Below are 14,340 nucleotides of genomic sequence, written 5' to 3'. Positions count from 1 at the left end.
CTCCCTAGACCACCGCGCGCCTTGGGATCCGCTGACCGAGCGCGGCGCGAATCTCCTCTTTTGTGCAACCGGCCCAGCATTTGTAGAACCGGGGATCCTTGATCTGAATGGCCAGGTTGTCCCCCGAGCGGTCGTGGCCAACCGCTGCGCAGGAGGGACACCGAGCCCACCAGTTCCGGCTGTCCTTGCGCGTCGTTCGTACATAGTCGAGAATCCGGAACTGCGGGTAGCGAGGTGAGGCCGGCGGAGTATACGGAACCGAAGCGACCGGCCTGTACGCTTCGGGCATTCTCATCCCCTCAATGAATGTCCTCAACTCCAACTCAGTCAGTTTTGTCATGCGATCGAGATACTCAAGTTGAGCTTCCGGAGTAGGCTCTGCTTCATAAAACCAGTAGCGCCGGTTTGTCTTCCGGTGCACTCCGAGCGGGGCACGGATCGCATTCCCGTACTCTCCGTGATCGAGCTTGTCCTGACGAGGAAAAACTTCTATGCCTTCCTTCAGACCGCCGCCCTTGACTGGGACGCCGAGCCGGAGTGCGAGGTTATAGACATAGATTCGGCACTCGGATGCCAGCAGCGGTTCGGCGCCGAATATCCATAGATGGCCGCCGCGGCGAGATTGCTCCAACGCGGCGGCCACGCCATCCTGCTTGAGTTCCCATTGCAGCTGGAACAGGGACTCCAATGCTCCATCGAAGTCGGCGTCAATTGCGACCCATTTTGAGCGCTGAGTCACGGGATTGATTGCGTAGAGACTGATCGTGACGTCGCCATTAAGGTGCATCCGCACCACGCCATCATCGAGCGGTTTCGGTTCCTTGGTTTTCCAATCCCGTGCCGGGTAATAGGGAACAGATCCGTTCGGCAGAGGTCGTTCTCCCTGGATTGCGTACGCCCGACGGTTTACGAAGAGCCGTATGAAGCTGCTTGCTGTTCCCCGGCTTACACAGAACTTGGCATACATGGCGTCCTGCCTCCTTCATCCGTTGTGTGGTTGTAACCCGGGTTAAAAACTCGGTCAAATCTGCGGATGGGCGCGCAGAACACGCTGGACAAGCATGTCTCCTCGCTCGTTCTGGTTGAGGGGTCTACGCGGCTTTGCACTTTGGGATGGCGACGATCTTCACGAACGTGGGTGCGTTCATGGAGACAACTGGCGCCGGGCTTGGGGTCGAGTGGCCGTGGGTTCTTCCTGACGCGAACCAGGCGGTCGACTGAACCCTGGCAATCGCGCGGTTGATCGAGCGGATACGACTTGCGGATAGACGCATGACGGTTCCTCCGTGGCTAAAGATGGCTTTGCTTGTTTGGGGTGTAGTGAGGCGGGCTAGGCGGTGGCCGGCTGGAATTCAGTGAGCAATAGGCCGGGCTGCTCAACCAGGCGGAACAGGCCGTACTCGGAGAACGCGCGATCGAACTTCTCCGATGTGAACTGGTCTTCGCAACCATCGAACGAGAGCATGTACCACTGCTCGCGCTGTCGATCGAAGACGTAGATTGCTCCTGACTCGCTGTTGTCGGGCACCATCTGAAGGAGCAGGACACCTTTGGCTGTCTGGATCCACCGGGTGGCAATGGCCTCGCCGAGTTCCAGAAAGGCGACGATGGCTTGGTCGACTGAACTGGCGGCATGGTCCCGCCAATTGAACATCTTGTACGCGGACATCTTTCCCAAGCTGTATTGCATGGCAATTCTCCTTTCTTCTGAGTTGGGGTTCATGGGATCAATTGCGGGTCAGCCGGCCAGGCCCTTCAGTGTGAGGAACCACATCCGAGCAAGCGATCCGAGCAGAGCCGCGAACAGCAATGTCACTCCTACTTGCTGGAGCTGGTCGTAGTTGGTGGCTCCATAGAGCGTTCGAGCGTACCTCGCGACGATGATCGCGTTGAACACAGTCTGCACAACGCAGAGCGCAAGACGACGCTGGAATGGGTTTGAGGCAGATTCTCCTTCCACCTTCTGCTTGAGGGCGGCGGAAGCGCATTGGTGCAGCGATTTCCTTCCTTTCGTGGCATGGTGGACCGGTTGTCGTTCTTGGAGTGGATGGGCGCGCTGGGAGTCATTGACGAGTTGGCGCCAAGGATGGCGCCTGAGCTTGCCTCGGAGGCTCTGGATGTTTGGGAGTGTGTACTGAGAGCGGAGCACCCAGTAGCAGAGGTTCCGCAGCGCTGCTTCCTCAGCTAGCGTTGAGGACTGGTGCCCGACGATCAACCCGATTGCGCATTAAATCGCTGGTTGGTCCGATGGAAAATCACTCAACATCCTTCTCCACCTTCTTCCCACCACCACAACATAGCCATCCAAACAAGGGGATAGTCAGAAAGGAAGTTTTTGAGCAGCCATAACTTATGGCGTGCCGATTCAGTTCAACAACGAGGCAAAAGAGGCCAAAGCAGAGTCAATAAAACGTCAATGCGCCGTAAATGCAACCGCAAAGGACAGTCGAAGGAATGCCTCGCCCAGCGCAATCGAACTACGACACTCTCAAATCGAGGAGTTCGCGGAGCGGCACAATTTCCGAACTCGCCGTGTTCGTCAGAGTGCGCGTTTCGAGGAGAGAACGGCGGAATGCATCGCTCAGTGCGAAGCCAATTCGCTTCCGAGTCGCGCGCAATTCCATGGCAAGCAAATAAAGAATGTCGTCGCTTGAAGTCAGGTACAAGACCGTATCCGTGGCATTGTCCTTGTTCAGAGCCTCACGAATTGCGTCATAACGGGATGCCGCCTTTGCGCTTCTCTCGTATTCGATCCCGATCGTTCGTGTGTTTCCGTCGACTTCGATTTCCGCGACTGCGTCATAGTCTTTGGTCGCATTGCCGGAAGCAACCAGGTTTCGCGAGGTGATCTCAACGTCACTCTTCCACGACCGGAGCAAGCCTGATCGGGCAAGAGCCAGATGGATATTGACCAGTTCCAGCGCGTGAGCGACCTTGGACGGATGCAGAATCTGTTCCGTGTCACACGGCAACGACACCAGGTAGTGACCGCGCGACTCCAGACATTCAAGACCCTGCTGCGTAATTCCATAGACAGGCTTACCCAGAAATCGCTGTCCATTCAATCTTTCGATCAGGCCAACCTTTTCGAGTCGTGTTACCCGCCAGCGCAATGAGCGAACGATCGCCTCAAGCATCTCATGGACGAGCAGGTCGCGAAGTTGATCAAAAGTGATCGCCCGCGAGTTCCGCACCTGAAGCAGAACCGGCACGTCACAAGTGTCGGACAGAGCGATATAGCCCTTGTAATATCTCACTGGAGCGCTCCTTCGCCGAGTCGAATGCTGCATTCAGCTTGATCGACCTGCCATACTCCGAGGTTGCTTTCGACCCAGTCTCCAGGACCGAACAGCAGCATTGCCTCGTACCTTTCACCGCGCAGGCTGACCGAAATTGGCCGAACTCCTGCCGACTTCCATCCAGATTTAGAGAACTGGATTGCACCGTGGTCCGCAGACTTGAGAGTGACCAGATATGCATCCGGCTTCATCTCGCCGGCGCGTCGCTCGAAAAGCAAATGCATTTTTCCGGCGAATTGGTGTGGCGCAGAACAATGAAATGTCTTGCCGATCGCACGCAAGGGGAACTCCGGATCAAATCCGCTCTTCGCGTTGAAACGGACTTGACCGGGAAAGATCGCGCCGTGATGTAGACGCCTTCCCGACATGAGGGCCGCGGCGTTGAAGTACGCTGCCTTCCGATGGAAGCACAATGGGTCATTGGTGTGGCGTGAATGCATCGCCCACCAGTTCGTCCCGAAGCTGATTACACGAATGTACATGCTCTCAACTCCGCCGTGAGCATTCCCAAAACTGCGCGCGCCTGAGCCATTCGCTCTGGGCCGCGAAGGTAGTGGAGGAACCAGATGCGCTCGAAGGTAAGGCAGGGAAGCGCGCGATTTTCGTCACGAAAATGGTTAAGAAGCTTGTCCAATTCGACCATCGCACGCGTAAAGTCGATTTCATCAACACTCTGATTGCCGAGTTCCTGAAGGAGATATTCCTCCCATTCCTCGGCTACGGAGCGATCGGAGACACCCGTCTTGTAGACAGACCAGAGGGCGAAGTAGGGGTTCTTTCGCACCAGATGGCTGAGCAGTTCTTCGATTTGTTCTCGTGGTGCGGCCGGCAATTGCGTGTCATCTTCCGAGATTGTTTGGCGCGCGCGATTGAATAGCTGCCTTGTAAGGCTTCGAAAGATTGTGTCGTTCAGGGACTCCAGTGCGCCTGTCCTCTCGGGGTCATGCAGATTTTCAATGCGCTCGAAGTCCACCGCGAATTGAGTTGGGAACTGGACTCCACGCATCCGATAAAACTTCCGAAAGAGTTCCATGCGCCCGTACGCAAGCGCAAATGGCTGCTCCGAGACCGGAATCTCGCGACGGACATGCTCAAGCCATTCGTCGTGACTTCTGAAACTTGAAGGGGTCTTTGTGATCGCTGTGGCCATTCTAGGCACCCTTGAGCGTTGCGTTGCGACGCCGCTCCTGGTCGAGCAAAACCGTCGTTTGGTTGAGGCGCTGTTTCAAATTCTGCTCACTGTTCTGCAACGCTTCCACGCGCCGTTGCAGCAGCAGGGTGCTTTGTTGAAGGCTCGCTGCGGTCGCATCCGGCGCCGCGGCGGCGATCTTCTCGGCCTCCGCTGGCGAAATTCCTTTGCCGTCCGCCAGAGCGCGAACACTCCTCCCGTTCGTGCCCGATTCCTGGTCCGAGGTTCCTGTCTTGCGGGACAGAGCTGCTTCAGCTTCGGCGTTATGCGCTTCTACGAGCCGATTGAACTGTTCGGTCCTGCGCTCTATCTCGACCCGGTCGCTAACTCGGCCGTCCCATAACTGCGCGATGAGAGACGCGGCGATGAGTTCGCGCTTGTTCATGGCGCGCCACTGAAAGAGGACAATTGCGGCCAGTCCGCAGAGCAAAAGGAGAGTCGCGACATTCGACCAGAAGTAGAGATCGTCAATCGTGTATCCGACGACAGCATTCCGCGCGGCCACCATTCTGGAGCCGTAGTCGGTGTCGTGCGGATTCACCTGGCCCAAAGCGTAGTCAAAGAAGCCCTGACGCTTGGGCGTCAATTGCGAAGCATGAACGCCTGGCTCGTTCGGGGTTTGACCGAGGAATTGGGTGGCCACGCAACAGAGTGCGGTCGCCATAAGCACCCGCCTGATGACGACTGGGATTCGCTTCTTCATTCTCCACCTGCCTCGCCGAGGAACAATCCTGCCGTTCTCCTGCGCCGTTGCTTGCGGTTCTCCGCTTCCTTGAAGCGGAGATTCACACCGATCTCGGGGTCCAAGTAGCTGTGCATCTTCGGATAGAGGAAAGGCTCAAGTCCCTCGACTTCAAACCGCGGAACGCGCCGAACGTGCAAATGGGAATGGCGGGTGCCTTCGCGGCTGTCCACCATCAGAATCTCCAACTGGCCGACCGGGAGGTTCTTGATGTGGTCTTCGCGCGCACGTGTCTCCTTGATGTCGCTCTCACTTCCCGTTCCGGTCTCTGTGTATTTGGTCGAAAAGATCCCGGTTCTGCGCACTGACAAGCTGCGGCGCTTGGTGGCAATCCGGGACGACGCTTTCAAAAACCACTGCGCAGTGTGCTCCTCCGAAACATTCATAATCATCTTCGTTCCCGGCGCGGACGACACTTCATCCGCAAACGCCTGGCTCACACGCTGCAACTGGGGAATGCTCTGGAAGGAAAAGAGGAAGGAAACTCGCGCTCCGCGTGCTGTCTGGAGTACCTGGGTAAACCCGGGATAGGCGAAGGGCGCAAATTCGTCCAGGATCACCGAAAGCATGGGTTCATTGGCATCACGATCACTCGCCGGCTGCGCGTAACGCTTGCCGACCATCAACTGGATGTTCTGCAGCAGGATCTTCCCCAAGGCTTCGACCGCACGCTGATTGCGGTTGGCGTTGAGGGAGACGAACAAAATGAGATCGTTGTTGAGAACGTCGTCGAGCGTAAGCAGGTCCTGATAGGAGCCGGTAACAATCGACAGTTCGTCCTCCAGGAAGCTCAATAGCTCATTCAAAAGCCCCTGAATCTTCTCCACACGCTCACGGTCCGCAAGTGATCGCTGAAGCATTTTGACCGACATCTCGAAGTTCAACCGCTTCTGCATGGAGATACCCGGCACTGAGGCCAGGCGCGCCTTCGCAACCCCGATCTGTTCCTCCAAAACTTTTTCATCAAGCGCCATCACTAGCACGTCGTAGACGTTGAACACTTTTCCCGTGTACTGGAGTATGCGGACAAGATCCGAAAGGTACGCCTCCTGGTGTCCCTTGAAGAAGTCTTCGCGCAGCCCGAAGGACCGGAAAATGAAATTCACGTGCTCCTGGTAAGCATCGTCGAGTGCATAGAACGGGTTATATCGCGCCGATTCCGCGGGGTGGGTTGGATCGATCACCCGGAGATCTTGCAGGCGGCCGGCAGCCTCGATGTGTGGTAAAAGGCGATAAAGAAACTCCTTCTCACCCTTGCCGTCAAAGATGATCATCGGCATTTTGCGCGCGCCGAAGCGCCGCATCAGATCCTGCGCGATGATGTTTTCGAGAAAAGTTGACTTGCCGGAACCCGTGCCGCCTACAATGACTCCGTGCTTCATGCGCACGACGTCGGGCCAGAGCCACGGCTCCTTGTGCACGTTGTATCCGAGCAACGTTGCTTCACCTTGATTTGCAGCTCGGACTGTCGCCGCATCCTTCGATGCCGGGACAAGGATTGCAGGGTGTGGCCAGTTCTCCTCTCTCCTTCGTCTGCGACCAACCAACTGCGCGATGAGAAGGCCGCCCCCGAAAAACAGAATGGCGCCGTATAGGAAGATCTCAAGACACTGGTGGTTGCTGAAATGGAGGTGAGACACCGCAACATACCACGCGAAGGCGAGCACGGCACAGGCGAGCAGAACCAGAACGCCTGCGACGTCTTCTGGTCCTCTCTGACGCCATGTGGGCTGATCGTAATACGAGTTCATCCGCGCCCTCCCACCGAGAAATACACAAAGACCCCAAGCAAAGCACACAGCAAGACCAACGTGAGAATGAGCGAAGGACTAGGTTTCCAGCGGCCCTTCTCATCGATCGGTTTCAGTTCATCAGAAAGGGAGGCGAGGAGGGAGCACTGCAGATTGGTTTCGGCGTCGCTTAAGTAGATCCGTCTGAGCGCATGGCGTACTTCCTGCGGTGAAATGTTGCCCTGCGTGTCCATGACTAGAGAACTGCCTCGACCTTCAGAGGTCCGTTTTGGTCGGCGCCAAAGTTCAGTTGATAGATCTGTGGCGGATTGGTTGTAGAAGTTCCGATGCTAATTACGCCCGCCGTCTTCTCTCCCGGCGCAAGATCGCGCACTCCCGATTCGGCCTGCATTACTGTGAGACCGGAGACTTGAGTTGCTTTGAAGGATGTGAAAGTCCGCGACGTGATCTGGTGGTTCCTAAGGCTGAGCAGCGAAATTGGTTGGTCGGTCGGGACAGGAGCGCACACATCCGGGGTTGTAATACGGAAAGGAGATTTGGTCTGGTTGGTTATCGAGTAGCGAATATAGATGCGATCCTTCGCGCGATAGACCTGTTCAAGATCGACATGCACGCGCTCCGTGGCGGGTTTTTCTGGGTCATGAACGATGTCTTCGACTCCCATCATTGCCTGTGTCAATACCAGCGAGGCGATCTTGCGAATCTCTGCATCTGTGGGCTCAGCCGAAGCCTGTGTGCTGGTGTGTGGAGTGGGCGCGGGTTCGGTGCGAACCAGGACGTCCATTTGAGCGAGTTGACCTGCCGGATCAAGTTCGTAGCTCAGTTCCCGAGACGGGGTCCAGACAAAGAGATTGGTGGACACGCCCTCCCGGAGAGGCTTTACGAAAACCTTGTCGTCATGTCGCTCAACCTGAAAGCTGTCTGGGTCAGCAATCGCAAGCGTTGTCACGGATTCGCCGAATTCGAGAACCGTTAGATGATTCAGTGAAGTTTCGATGTGACGGATTTGGCTCTGGCTGGTCGTCTGCGCCCCGGCTGCGATCGCGCCGAGAGCAAGAAAAAGGATTGGGATCGTCTTCATAGGGGCCTCCCTTGGCGCGGGGTGAGTCACAAAAAGGAAAAGAGAAGCCGGGCATGAGGCCACAGCTTCTCTTTTGCCGGTCAGGAATGCTCCATCGAATCCGGAGCACTCGTGTTTTCGAAGACAAGCGGGCGCTTTCCCGCGTACTGGAAGAGAAATACCCTCTTCTCACATTCTGGGCCTTGAGGATTCTCCATCCGCTCGACCAGAAATGCCCGCTGCTCATCATCGAACCAGACGTAGCCGTTCACGGTCTTCGGAAGTCGCACTCGTACGCGCGAACCGCCGGTGACCTCCGCAAAGGCATCGATCACCTCTTGCGGAAACGACTGGAAGAGAACGGCGCCTGAACCTGAGCCACCGGTGACGACGGTATTCATCGCTTGTGCCCACGCCCGACGATTCTCTTGCTTGCCTTGCGCCCAGTAGTGGACGAACAAATGCAACGAGCTGAACTGATCCCGTGCATCCTGTTCGTGCTCCCACAGAGCCGACTGCGCCTTGTTTCTTGCAAGCACCGCAGTCTTTCTCTTCTCTTTGTCCTCGCTCCCGCGCACAGTTTCCCACTGCGCTTGAGCGTCCTTGAGTTGCTGCTTGACTTCATCCTCGCGCTGGACAATCCGGCTTGCGATGTCGCCATAGATCGAATTGACCAACTGGCACTCCTCGAACATCTCACGGGTGACGGTTTCGCCCGAAAAGAGCCCGCGGAAGTCTTCGATGGACATTTTCTCTTCGAACCCGTTGCCGGTTTCGTCGGGAAGGAAGCCGACCTCCTTGCGCAGTACGTTGTAGAGCCTCCCAACCTTGTCCGTATCTGCGACTTCAAGATGGGCGGGCAGATCCGACACTCTGCGCTCACGCTTGTGGCGGAGCCAGGGCGCTGGTGCTACCTCCTTCCTGATTTCACTGACAACGGCTTCATCAATCTCGACCCTGTGTTTTAGGGAATCGAGTGCGTTCTGCAGTTGCTCGACGAGCTTGTAGGCCAGATCTGGCCGTCCCACCGCAAGGCATGAAGTCTTCAGGTCGGTGATCGAACCGATCTGGTTTCCCCGCGCCTTCATTGCAACCGGGCAGGCGTTCCACCAGGGAGACTTGGCTTTCTGTTGCTTGGTTTTTTGCTGGTGAAATCTCTCCCCATATGCGACCCTTCCCGCCACGAACTTCGGGAACTGATCGGACGGCATTACGCAGATGGTGTCGAAGTCAAAATCGCCGCCGTTTCTGCTCGCGGTCCTCGAATGCAGGATGTACGTTCCCTCCATGCGAAGGTGCCAGTCCAGAATATTGGCGACTTCGGATTCATCAAGGTCGGCTGTTCCGAGCACCTGTTTGAGTGCGGGAACAAGCTCCGTGTTGCTGAGATGACGAACGGGCAAAAGATCCTCCTGCATCCGTATTGGGTACCGGACGCAAAGCCCCTGTTCCGCCGCCAAGGATGTAATCGCACTGTCTTCAGGTATCCAGTCGGACGCTGAGAGGATCTTTCCTCGGAGCTCAATCAGGACACCGTCGTCCGCCAGAGCGAACGATGGCAGCTTCAGGTCCGCGCTCGTGCAGGCACGAAATGCCCACCGTGCCAGCTTGCGGTTCAGTTGGTTGAAGACATAGGGAATCTTGATTGCATTTCCGCTACGGTCCGCCAACAGAACCGCTTCCGACGGGTCACATCCTTCTGAAGCTGCATCGCCCTGTTGCTCTAGTGAGTCAGGGTCGAAGCCGACACCATCGTCGATCGTTGTAACCTCGGATTTGCCGATTACTTCGAAAAGAGCGTGGTAGTCACCCTCGTCCCATGCCTTTCTCATTGCCTTGATACGTTCTAGCGCCCACAGTTTCAATTCAAACTGCAGCGCCTCTTCCGAAGCGTGTTCGATCAAGGTGTAGCTTGACCCAAACTCCGATTGACGGGAGATCTGCTTAATCCCGAGAATCGCCGGACCTATGTAAATGCGGCCCGATGTGCCCAACTGGGGAAGAAATCGCACGCTTCCTTTGAGGGCCGGTTTGCAGGAGCTTTCAGGCAGAATGACATCGACCGAGAGCCTGTCGGCCACACGATCGCTCATTGCCTTCAATGCGCCCTTTGCCTGCTTCGGTTCGCTCGCGTCAAATGCCAGCCGAAACTGGCAAAAACGATTCGTGCCGATCTTGAGCTTCCGGTAGAGGGATTCGCGCACCCAGCCACGGCAATCGTTGGTGCCAAGGACGTGATCCTTGACCACAGCGATGCGCAGGTCGGGTTCCTCGACCATCAGCTTGCAGTCGGAGACGAGGATCGCAAAGTACACGATCGCCGCCTCGGGCCAATGCTGAAAGCGCTCAGCTATCTGGCCGGCATGCGCCTTATCGACGAAGTAGAACTTGCCATCCTTCGCTGAACCGCTAGCGCCCACCAGCTTGTACTCGACCCCACCGTAACGAAGACTCGCCATGCGGTTTTCGACCACAGACTGCTCATACGGTGTCAACTCATACGGCACGCTGACGCGCGCGACTCGGATGCCAGGATAGAGCTGACCGAGGAGCTTTCCCTCGAGCGTATCCTTCCGTCCGAGCTTGGTTGGCTTACGGGTCACTTCACCGGACGCATCAATCCTCAGTTCAAGAATGAGCTGTTGATCGAGTGCCGCGTTTTGTGTCCTGTTCGCTGTCATGTTCTCCTCACTTGTCTGGCGCTTCAAGACGAAGTGACTAGAGATTGGCTGACGCCGGTTCTCCGCATCTCTTCGCCTGGCCGCCCGGGTTAGGGGTGGGTGTTAGCCGAACCAGGCTTTGAGAGTGCAAACCGGGTCAGCGGAATTCCTCATCGCTTGAGCGATAAGGCGTCAATGAGGCGACATGAGCCGTATTTCAGGTTTGTCTCCTCTTTGAATCCGAGCTGACCGCTATTACCTATGTCGGCGCCCTATTTGTGCAGGGGCCGCTTTACCAATGTCGGAGATCCTCCCTGTATCTCCGCTTCCGCCTTGTACGCGAGAACTGTGTAGATCACGCCGTTCTTCGATTGAAACGCTTTGATCAGAGCCTCACCTTCGCTTGCCACTTCCGCCCCAAGCTCCGGCTTCTCAAGCGACGATCCGTCTTTGGCGAGAAAGTAGCGAACACCCTCCTCCACCTGCCGGCGCGATTTGCGCGTGCCCCTGGGCTTGGATACCTGTGTCGGTTGCGGCTGTATCTCTGCAACGCGAGCGACCGTAGCTTCCATCACTGACCTCCCTTGTTTTGAGCGGCGCTACTGTCCGGAACAGCATCGGGGGAACTCAAGATGCGGTCGCGGCGCTCGCCGTCGATCGGCCGTTCGCTGTAGTCCGCAATCCAGAGCCCATCCGGGTTCACATCCGAGCGCCTATCCGCAATGAGGCGCACCCGGTACTCGTTGACCAAATGGTCCGTTGTCTCTGTTCCGTTGGTCAGGTGATGAACATCCTTCACGCCATAGACCAGAAATGTAAGCGGTTCACCGCTGACCGTTTCGATCTCGCGCAGATGAAATGCGGATTGGATTTGCCCGTCATCAATCTTGCCGCGCGTATTGTCGTCCGCCATCGCCTTCAGCGTGTACGCCCGCAGATTGCGCGTCATCATGTTGAGGCTGGCCGCCCAGTGGTCGTCTACGTCCGAGGGCGAATAGTTCAGGAAACTCGCCAGGAACCGTTTCACAAACGCCTCGTCAAGAAACTGATCGGTCCCGGCGGTCGCGATGTCTGCAGTAGCGCCTTTCGCTGGCTTGCCCAGCACTGAGGCATCGCCGTTGGGGCCGATGCGAATCACTGTAGGCGGCTGCAAGCGAACGAAGACTGCAAATCCGATCGCAAGCAGCGCAATTGGTATGGTCAAAAACGCGAGCAGCCATGCGCGATTTGCGTTCGCCCTGAGTGCCCCATCCATCTCGTAGTACTTCGGCCTTGAAGCCGTCGCATCATCCGATCGAACGGCGTTGTTCTTCATGAGTCCTCCTATTCGTGTTCCGCCCCTTGATTGGCTGCGCCGGCGATGCTTCCTGCCGCGATGCGCGCCGCGTGGTAGGCAGTCCAGGTTCCCAGGTTGTAGCGATGCACACTTGGCCCTCTTCTCACTGCCGCTGTTGATCTGGTCACGACCCTGGGCGCCGCCCCCGCGGCATTAGATTGAATCAGTTCATTGCTGGAGTTTCCCGACGATACGGTCAGTGCTCCGGAGCCCTCCTCACCGGCATTTTCCGCCCCCATCATTTCACCGATTGAGCTGCGGATCTGCTCCGCATGCCCTTCTAGAGTGGGGCTGCCGCCGCCAAACGAGAATCCCGATGCATTCAAGGACGAGGCTGCAGGAGTCTGCTGCGGTGCTGCCGGCTGGTTGCCGCCTGCCGCTGACGTGAGTGCCCGGGCAGAATCGGCAGTTGCGCTGGAAGTTGCTCCGGCTGAAGTTGTACCCGCAGATCCTGCTCGCGCTGCTGCCACACCTGCGGCAGTACCTTCGATCCCTGCCGCTCCCGCGGTCAGTGCCGTGCCCGCCGTGCCCACCATTGCGACCGCCGTGCTGCCGACATCCCCACTAATAATGCGTTTGGCAATGAACGGAATCACTGCAATTGCCAAAGAGTAGACGACGCTCACGATGCCGATTAAGAAAGAGCCTTCGAGGTTTCCCAAGCCTCCGAGAAAATCATTCTGGTTGAGCATCTGCCCAACCTGACCCATTTGAACTGCGGTGAGCAACGCTCCAAAACCGCCATAGAGGATCGGCCAAGCATTCCACACAAAGATGTTCTCAACATAGGACTTGGCAAGGCGGTTCGCGCCGCCGAGAGGCATCAGAGCGATAACAATCGGCCCGAAAATATAGAGAATGCTGCCGTAGAAGATATAAAAGAACCCAAAAACAACGACGACGATCGGATAGAGAAGATAGGCAACAAGAATTAGGAGACCATCGATCAAGCCCGCAATAGATCCTGTGATAAGGCCCCACATCTGCTGAAAACCAGCCTGACTGTATTGATTCCGAAGATCGTTGGCCCAGTTTTGAAATACGTTTCCGCCTGATGCGTTACTTACCCAGTTGCCCGCATTCACGAACCCCTGATTGATCGTTGTGAACACGGTTCCATAGTTCATCACAACAACCGCGGTGACCACATACTTGATAAGACCTGTGCCCAATCCACGGACGTCCCCTCCGTGTAGGGCTGATTGATAGACCTGCCACAGAAAGCCCACGAGCAGTACCACATATGCCACGTTCTGCATTCCGGAGGTGATTCCAGTCGAGTCGATACCAGTTCTTGCCTGAGTAAGAAATCGCTCAAACAAGTTCAGCTGTGTCGCTTGAAAGAACGCGAGCATCGCAACGGGTTGGAAGTGGACGGACACCATACTTATCACCTGTCGGTCAGCGCTCCGTTAATGAGGCCGTTATTGTTTGTGTTGTCTATGGTTGCGAGCTTTGAAGCCTTGCTCTGATTTGCCAGGTCGATGCCGCGGGTCCTCATGAGTTCAGCCAGTGCGGCCTGCGTATAGGCATTGGCGCGCACGACCCATACGTCGGCCTCGGCCTCGAGGATCCCCGCGCTTCCGGGAGCCGCCTGCGAAATTTGCTGCCCCATCTGATTCGCTTCGTTCAGTTCCGCATCGGCTAAGGCATCAATTTCGATGGCCCGTTTCATCGCGTCCTGTGCCTGCGCGTCTGTCATATCGGTCATCGTTCTCATTTGCGGGGACGCAGCGTTCTGCGGCATAACAACCCCATACACGTTCTGAAACTGGCCCGATAGGATTGCCACGTTGGCTGCGTTGCGCGAGAGCAGGAGAGCTTCGAGATTCTGCGACTGCGGTAGAGTTGCGCTCGAAACGTTGACACGGAACATGCCGCTGACCTGGCTGAACTGGTTCTCAAACTGAATCACCGAATTCTTTGCCTGATTGATCGCGGTAAGCGGGTATATGACCTCTTGCTCATACTTCGCAGTACTTTGCTCGTACCGGTTGATAATCCTAAGCGGCGCGGCAATATAGGTATTCATGAGTGACTGCATCTTGGATAGCGCCGCCAGGATCGCGGCCGTGTCGATCCCAAACTGCCCATTCGCGTGGGTTGGTAGGATTGCGAGGACTCCAAGCACGACGACAGACACCTTCAGCAGAGTGGGCCGGTACCAGGGTTGAACCGCGCTCGCCCCATTCTCTAAGGGCGCGGGCTTCGGCGGTTCCAGCGAGAGTTGGGGCCTGCGGCGCCAGAAAAATGACCCGCGACGCTTGTTCGGGTTTTTCTTGGGATCGGTCATCGAAAGCTCC

At 56.6% G+C, this 14,340-nt stretch carries 15 protein-coding genes; all 15 read right to left on the bottom strand.

All coding sequences use genetic code 11. From position 1 onward, the window contains the following. Positions 1 to 4 precede the first annotated feature (4 nt). Positions 5 to 967, bottom strand: coding sequence for a TOTE conflict system archaeo-eukaryotic primase domain-containing protein (locus OHL22_RS11675; RefSeq protein ID WP_263337252.1), 963 nt, complete (start codon positions 965 to 967; stop codon positions 5 to 7). 124 nt (positions 968 to 1,091) lie between these two features. After that, positions 1,092 to 1,274 carry a hypothetical protein gene (locus OHL22_RS11670; RefSeq protein WP_263337251.1) on the bottom strand — a complete coding sequence of 61 codons (183 nt, stop codon included), beginning with the start codon at positions 1,272 to 1,274 and terminating at the stop codon, positions 1,092 to 1,094. Positions 1,275 to 1,330: 56 nt separating this feature from the next. Then, positions 1,331 to 1,690 carry a hypothetical protein gene (locus OHL22_RS11665; RefSeq protein ID WP_263337249.1) on the bottom strand — a complete coding sequence of 120 codons (360 nt, stop codon included), beginning with the start codon at positions 1,688 to 1,690 and terminating at the stop codon, positions 1,331 to 1,333. A 48-nt stretch (positions 1,691 to 1,738) separates the two neighbouring features. Continuing rightward, positions 1,739 to 1,960 carry a hypothetical protein gene (locus OHL22_RS11660; protein ID WP_263337247.1) on the bottom strand — a complete coding sequence of 74 codons (222 nt, stop codon included), beginning with the start codon at positions 1,958 to 1,960 and terminating at the stop codon, positions 1,739 to 1,741. Positions 1,961 to 2,477: 517 nt separating this feature from the next. Next, a complete protein-coding gene (locus tag OHL22_RS11655; RefSeq protein ID WP_263337244.1) occupies positions 2,478 to 3,257 on the bottom strand; it encodes a hypothetical protein in 780 nt (259 codons plus the stop codon). Beyond that, entirely contained in the window at positions 3,254 to 3,781 is a 528-nt protein-coding gene (locus tag OHL22_RS11650; RefSeq protein WP_263337242.1) for a hypothetical protein, read from the bottom strand. Before OHL22_RS11650 ends, OHL22_RS11655 begins: the two co-directional genes overlap by 4 nt. Then, positions 3,766 to 4,449 carry a hypothetical protein gene (locus OHL22_RS11645; RefSeq protein ID WP_263337240.1) on the bottom strand — a complete coding sequence of 228 codons (684 nt, stop codon included), beginning with the start codon at positions 4,447 to 4,449 and terminating at the stop codon, positions 3,766 to 3,768. The genes OHL22_RS11650 and OHL22_RS11645 overlap by 16 nt, the downstream gene beginning before the upstream one ends. Before the next feature lies 1 nt (position 4,450). After that, positions 4,451 to 5,191 (bottom strand): hypothetical protein, encoded by a 741-nt coding sequence (locus OHL22_RS11640; protein WP_263337238.1) that lies wholly within the window; start codon positions 5,189 to 5,191, stop codon positions 4,451 to 4,453. Next, positions 5,188 to 6,981 carry a type IV secretory system conjugative DNA transfer family protein gene (locus OHL22_RS11635; protein WP_263337236.1) on the bottom strand — a complete coding sequence of 598 codons (1,794 nt, stop codon included), beginning with the start codon at positions 6,979 to 6,981 and terminating at the stop codon, positions 5,188 to 5,190. Before OHL22_RS11635 ends, OHL22_RS11640 begins: the two co-directional genes overlap by 4 nt. Before the next feature lie 235 nt (positions 6,982 to 7,216). After that, positions 7,217 to 8,062: a TrbG/VirB9 family P-type conjugative transfer protein gene (locus OHL22_RS11630; protein ID WP_263337234.1), complete on the bottom strand. Its 846-nt coding sequence runs from the start codon at positions 8,060 to 8,062 to the stop codon at positions 7,217 to 7,219. 80 nt (positions 8,063 to 8,142) lie between these two features. Then, positions 8,143 to 10,722: a hypothetical protein gene (locus OHL22_RS11625; RefSeq protein ID WP_263337233.1), complete on the bottom strand. Its 2,580-nt coding sequence runs from the start codon at positions 10,720 to 10,722 to the stop codon at positions 8,143 to 8,145. Between the two features lie 251 nt (positions 10,723 to 10,973). Beyond that, a complete protein-coding gene (locus OHL22_RS11620; RefSeq protein WP_263337231.1) occupies positions 10,974 to 11,273 on the bottom strand; it encodes a hypothetical protein in 300 nt (99 codons plus the stop codon). After that, positions 11,273 to 12,016, bottom strand: a complete 744-nt coding sequence (locus OHL22_RS11615) for a hypothetical protein (RefSeq protein WP_263337229.1) — start codon at positions 12,014 to 12,016, stop codon at positions 11,273 to 11,275. The genes OHL22_RS11620 and OHL22_RS11615 overlap by 1 nt, the downstream gene beginning before the upstream one ends. Positions 12,017 to 12,024: 8 nt before the next feature. Beyond that, positions 12,025 to 13,296 carry a type IV secretion system protein gene (locus tag OHL22_RS11610; protein ID WP_263337227.1) on the bottom strand — a complete coding sequence of 424 codons (1,272 nt, stop codon included), beginning with the start codon at positions 13,294 to 13,296 and terminating at the stop codon, positions 12,025 to 12,027. A 131-nt stretch (positions 13,297 to 13,427) separates the two neighbouring features. Then, positions 13,428 to 14,330 (bottom strand): hypothetical protein, encoded by a 903-nt coding sequence (locus OHL22_RS11605; RefSeq protein WP_263337224.1) that lies wholly within the window; start codon positions 14,328 to 14,330, stop codon positions 13,428 to 13,430. Between the last annotated feature and the right edge of the window lie 10 nt (positions 14,331 to 14,340).

The organism is Acidicapsa dinghuensis, assembly GCF_025685685.1.
GTDB classification, from domain to species: Bacteria; Acidobacteriota; Terriglobia; order Terriglobales; family Acidobacteriaceae; genus Acidicapsa; species Acidicapsa dinghuensis.
Note: the sequence above shows the minus strand (reverse complement) of the source record. Positions and strands in the feature narration are given on the sequence as shown.

Coding starts and splice junctions, on each gene's coding strand:
- OHL22_RS11675 (WP_263337252.1), bottom strand. CDS start 967: ATGTATGCCAAGTTCTGTGTAAGCCGGGGAACAGCAAGCAGCTTCATA.
- OHL22_RS11670 (WP_263337251.1), bottom strand. CDS start 1,274: ATGCGTCTATCCGCAAGTCGTATCCGCTCGATCAACCGCGCGATTGCC.
- OHL22_RS11665 (WP_263337249.1), bottom strand. CDS start 1,690: ATGCAATACAGCTTGGGAAAGATGTCCGCGTACAAGATGTTCAATTGG.
- OHL22_RS11650 (WP_263337242.1), bottom strand. CDS start 3,781: ATGTACATTCGTGTAATCAGCTTCGGGACGAACTGGTGGGCGATGCAT.
- OHL22_RS11645 (WP_263337240.1), bottom strand. CDS start 4,449: ATGGCCACAGCGATCACAAAGACCCCTTCAAGTTTCAGAAGTCACGAC.
- OHL22_RS11640 (WP_263337238.1), bottom strand. CDS start 5,191: ATGAAGAAGCGAATCCCAGTCGTCATCAGGCGGGTGCTTATGGCGACC.
- OHL22_RS11635 (WP_263337236.1), bottom strand. CDS start 6,981: ATGAACTCGTATTACGATCAGCCCACATGGCGTCAGAGAGGACCAGAA.
- OHL22_RS11630 (WP_263337234.1), bottom strand. CDS start 8,062: ATGAAGACGATCCCAATCCTTTTTCTTGCTCTCGGCGCGATCGCAGCC.
- OHL22_RS11625 (WP_263337233.1), bottom strand. CDS start 10,722: ATGACAGCGAACAGGACACAAAACGCGGCACTCGATCAACAGCTCATT.
- OHL22_RS11620 (WP_263337231.1), bottom strand. CDS start 11,273: ATGGAAGCTACGGTCGCTCGCGTTGCAGAGATACAGCCGCAACCGACA.
- OHL22_RS11615 (WP_263337229.1), bottom strand. CDS start 12,016: ATGAAGAACAACGCCGTTCGATCGGATGATGCGACGGCTTCAAGGCCG.
- OHL22_RS11610 (WP_263337227.1), bottom strand. CDS start 13,296: ATGCAGAACGTGGCATATGTGGTACTGCTCGTGGGCTTTCTGTGGCAG.
- OHL22_RS11605 (WP_263337224.1), bottom strand. CDS start 14,330: ATGACCGATCCCAAGAAAAACCCGAACAAGCGTCGCGGGTCATTTTTC.